Origin of the sequence: Synechococcus sp. R55.7 (assembly GCF_047461955.1) — a bacterium.
GTDB lineage: Bacteria > Cyanobacteriota > Cyanobacteriia > Thermostichales > Thermostichaceae > Thermostichus.
Genome location: NZ_JANSIC010000220.1, coordinates 1 through 4,278 on the forward strand (window position 1 = coordinate 1; position 4,278 = coordinate 4,278).

A 4,278-nucleotide genomic window follows, 5' to 3' on the forward strand; every position below is an offset into this window, starting at 1 on the left:
GCAGCGAGGGCTTTGGCTTTTTCCTGAGCTTGGGCCACTTCCGCTTCGCTTTCGGCAATCAGGGCAATGGGGGCGCCCACCGGGGCTGATTCCCCTGCCGGCACCAGGATACTGGCCAGGATGCCGCTGTGGAAGGACTCCACATCCATGTCCGCTTTGTCCGACTCCACCACCAGGATGTTTTCTCCTTTCTCCACGCGGTCGCCGGGGTTCTTAAGCCAGGTGACGATCTTGCCCGTTTCCATGGTGGAGCTGAGGGCCGGCATGGAGAGTTCGTGGATCATCGATGGGGATGGGAACACAGCAGAAGAGATTGTAACTCAGGAGACGGGATCCCCGCGCACGTCTCTGGGCCGGCTTTGGGCTCACCGGGTGCCAGCCGCTTCTGCTTCGGCCACCACCAGCAGGGTTTTCAACAGGGAATCGGGGTTGAGGCTGATGGAATCGATCCCCGCCTGCACCAGGAAGCGGGCGAAGTCGGGGTAGTCGCTGGGGGCCTGCCCGCAGATGCCGATCTTGCGGCCATGGCTTTTCACCGTCTGGATCACCTGGGCGATCATCCGCCTGACGGCCTCGTTGCGCTCGTCAAAAAGGTGGGCCACCAGGGCTGAGTCGCGATCCAGGCCCAGAGTGAGCTGGGTGAGGTCGTTGGAGCCGATGGAGAAGCCGTCGAAGATCTGGCAAAACGCGTCGGCCAGGATGACGTTGCTGGGCAATTCACACATCACGTACACCTGCAGGCCGTTTTCTCCCCGCACCAGGCCATGGCGGGCCATCTCCTCCAGCACCTTGTGCCCCTCTTCCGGCGTGCGGCAGAAGGGGATCATCAAGATGACGTTGGTCAGGCCCATCTCATCCCGCACCCGTTTCATGGCCCGACACTCCAAGGCAAAGCCCTCACGGTAGCGGGGATCCGTGTAGCGGGAGGCCCCCCGCCAGCCAATCATGGGGTTTTCCTCGTGGGGTTCGTAGCGGGATCCCCCCAACAGGTGGGCATACTCGTTGCTCTTGAAATCCGACAGCCGCACGATCACCGGCTTGGGGTAAAAGGCGGCAGCAATGGTGGCCACCCCCTGGGCCAGCTTGTCCACAAAGTACTCCGGCTTGTCGGCATACTGGGCGGTGAGCTCTGCCAGGCGCGGCTCCTCTTTCACCGCCTGCTCGTAGTTGAGCAAAGCCAGCGGGTGGACCTGAATGTGGTTGGCAATGATGAACTCCAGCCGCGCCAGCCCCACGCCATCGCAAGGGATCCCGCTGAGGCCGAAGGCTTTTTCTGGGTTGCCCACATTCATCATCAGCTGGGTGCGGGGACGGGGCAGCTCCTCCAGCGGGATCTCCGTCACCTCATAGGGCAACAGGCCCGGGTAGACCCGCCCTTCTTCCCCTTCAGCGCAGGAGACGGTGATGGGCTCGCCGGAACGGAGCACCTGCGTGGCGTTGCCGCAGCCAACAATGGCCGGGATCCCCAGCTCGCGGGCGATGATGGCCGCATGGCAAGTTCTGCCCCCCTGGTTGGTGACGATGGCGCTGGCCTTTTTCATGATTGGCTCCCAGTCGGGATCCGTTTTTTCGGTCACCAGCACCTCGCCGGCCTGAAACTGATCCGAGCGGCGCACATCCAAAATGACGCGGGCTGTGCCCTGGCCAATGGCCTCGCCTACGGCCCGTCCCCGCACCAGAGGCTCGGGCTGCGCCCCAGACTGGGTGAAGCGATAGGTGGTCAGCTGGTTGGCCCCTTTTTGCGACTGCACCGTTTCGGGGCGGGCCTGGACGATAAACAGCTCGCCGGTGATCCCATCTTTGGCCCACTCGATGTCCATGGGGGTGAAGCGGCCCCGCAGCGCCGAGTAGTGCTCTTCGATCAGGCAGGCCCACTGGGCCAATTTGAGGATTTCTTCATCCCTGAGGGCATATTGCTTGCGCAGGCTTTCGGGGACAGCCACGTTTTTGGTGGAACGGGATCCCCCCTCGTCGTAGACCAGCTTCAGGGCCTTGCTGCCCAGCTTGCGGGAGAGGATGGGGCGCAGTCCCTGCTTGAGGGTGGGTTTGAAGACCACGTACTCATCGGGGTTGACGATCCCTTGCACCACGTTTTCCCCCAGGCCGTAGGCGGCGGTGATCAGCACCGCATCTTTAAAGCCGGTTTCTGGGTCGATGGAGAACATCACCCCCGAGCAAGCCAGATCCGAGCGCACCATCTTCTGCACCCCCACCGAGAGGGCTACTTGAAAATGGTCAAAGCCCTTGATCTGGCGGTAGGAGATGGCCCGGTCGGTAAACAAGCTGGCAAAACAGTGGTGACAGGCATTGAGCACTGCCCGCACTCCACGCACGTTCAGGTAGGTCTCCTGCTGGCCGGCAAAGCTGGCATCCGGCAAGTCTTCTGCCGTGGCACTGGAGCGCACCGCCACATCGGTGTCGGGGCCGTAGCGCTCGCACAGCTTTTGGTAGGCTTCGGCGATGGCCTGCTCTAGCTGAGGGGGGAAGGGAGTTTGCAAGATCAAGGTGCGGGCAGCCTTGCCCCGCTCGCGCAAATTTTGGACATTCTCAATGTCTAAGTCTTTGAAAATCTCCTGCAACTTCTCCTCTAGGCCCGCAGAGGCGATGAACTGGCGATACGCATGGGCGGTGGTGGCAAATCCTGTCGGCACCTGGATCCCCTTTGAGGTGAGCTGCTGCAGCATTTCTCCCAAGGAGGCGTTTTTCCCGCCCACCTGGGCAACGTCCCGCAGCCCCACCTCCGTCAGGGGCAAGACCAAAGGCGGCTCTGAGCCAAGCTGGGGTTGAGAGGGTTGCTGAAGCTGGGATCCCCTGGTTGCTCCATCCGACATGCCTTACCTCCTTCTTAGATCCATTGAGCCAACGCCAATTGCTGGGGTGTGCTGTGTTGTCGGCTTGGGATCGCTCCCGGCTCTCCTATGCCAACACTCGGCCCAACTCATTCTTGGTGGGCCATAGCCTCACTCTAGTCAGGATTTTCTGCCCCTTAAAATTGCCCAGGGATCCCCCCAAGAAGGCTTAGAAGGCGATGAGACAAGGCAGATCCCCCCACCACCTGCCTGCGGAAGTTGCTGCAAATCTTCGACCTTTTTTACTCAGTGCAAAAGTAGCCGGGCTGCCACAATGGTCAAAGAAGGCAATTTGGGCAACAACGGCATGGAGGGCCACAAGGAGGCTGCAGCAGACATTCGCCAGATCAGGGTGACGGAAAAACAGCAGGGCTTGCGGCTGGATCGAGGATTGGCAGAGCAACTGCCGGAGCTGTCGCGGTCGCGCCTGCAGCAGCTTATCCGCCAGGGCCAGGTTTGGCTCAATGGGCAGCCCTGCCGGGATAAGGATCGCCCCCTGCAAGCTGGGGATGAAGTCGAGGTGCGGATCCCGCCAGCCACCCCGACTGCCCTGCAGCCGGAGCCGATCCCCTTGGACATTCTTTACGAAGATGACGATTTGCTTGTGATCAACAAGCCCCGCGGTTTGGTGGTGCACCCCGCCCCCGGCCACGCCAGTGGCACCCTGGTGCACGCCCTGCTGGCCCACTGCCCCCATCTTTCAGGCATCAACGGCGAGCTGCGTCCAGGTATTGTCCATCGCCTTGACAAAGACACCACTGGTGCCCTGGTGATTGCCAAACACGATCAGGCCCACCAGCACCTACAAGCCCAGATCCAGGCCAAAACCGCCCGGCGCATCTACTTGGGGGTGGTGTTTGGCCGCCCGGCCCAAAGCCAAGGCACCGTCTCTGCCCCCATTGGGAGGCACCCGGTGGATCGGCAGAAAATGGCCGTCCTGACCCCTGGCCAAGGGCGAGTGGCGGTAACCCACTGGCAAGTGTTGGAGCGGCTGGGCAACTACACCCTGATGCAGTTTGAGCTGGAGACCGGGCGCACCCATCAAATTCGGGTGCATGCTGCCCACATGCGCCTACCCATTGTCGGGGATCCCCTCTACACCCAGAGCAAAACCAGCCCTGTTAAGCTGGGCGGCCAAGCTCTCCATGCCTGGAAGCTCTCCTTTGTTCACCCGCGCACAGGCCAGCCGCTGCAGTTTACCGCTCCCCTGCCGGAGGAGTTTGAGCGGCTCTTGCGGCAGTTGCGCAGCCAGGCGGGCTAGGCAGCCTCTGGGGTTTCCCCCTTGCTTTGCCTGGTCATTGCAAACGGCTGTGGAACAGCTGGTTGGTTGATCCCCAGCTCCCCTCGCCCGCAAGGGGTGAGGGTCAGCGGCGAAGGGTCTTCATCTTGTTTGAAACGAGTATGCCCAGTTGTCCCCACACCCGTGGGG

3 protein-coding genes are annotated in these 4,278 nt (G+C 61.8%); 1 reads left to right on the forward strand and 2 read right to left on the reverse strand.

What is annotated here, in order from left to right:
• Nucleotides 1-284, reverse strand: a 284-nt coding sequence (locus NW820_RS10560) for a biotin/lipoyl-containing protein (protein WP_414407457.1), incomplete at its 3' end; no start/stop codon positions are given.
• Nucleotides 285-365: 81 nt separating this feature from the next.
• A complete protein-coding gene (gene ppsA / locus NW820_RS10565) occupies nt 366-2,831 on the reverse strand; it encodes a phosphoenolpyruvate synthase (RefSeq protein ID WP_414407458.1) in 2,466 nt (821 codons plus the stop codon).
• 325 nt (nt 2,832-3,156) lie between these two features.
• Between ppsA and NW820_RS10570 the strand changes: the two genes are divergently transcribed.
• On the forward strand, nt 3,157-4,110 hold the full coding sequence (locus NW820_RS10570) for an RluA family pseudouridine synthase (protein WP_414331111.1): 954 nt from the start codon (nt 3,157-3,159) through the stop codon (nt 4,108-4,110).
• Nucleotides 4,111-4,278 lie beyond the last annotated feature (168 nt).

What these genes read in the sequence shown, in the direction of transcription:
- ppsA (WP_414407458.1), bottom strand. Translation starts at nt 2,831, where the DNA reads ATGTCGGATGGAGCAACCAGGGGATCCCAGCTTCAGCAACCCTCTCAA.
- NW820_RS10570 (WP_414331111.1), top strand. Translation starts at nt 3,157, where the DNA reads ATGGAGGGCCACAAGGAGGCTGCAGCAGACATTCGCCAGATCAGGGTG.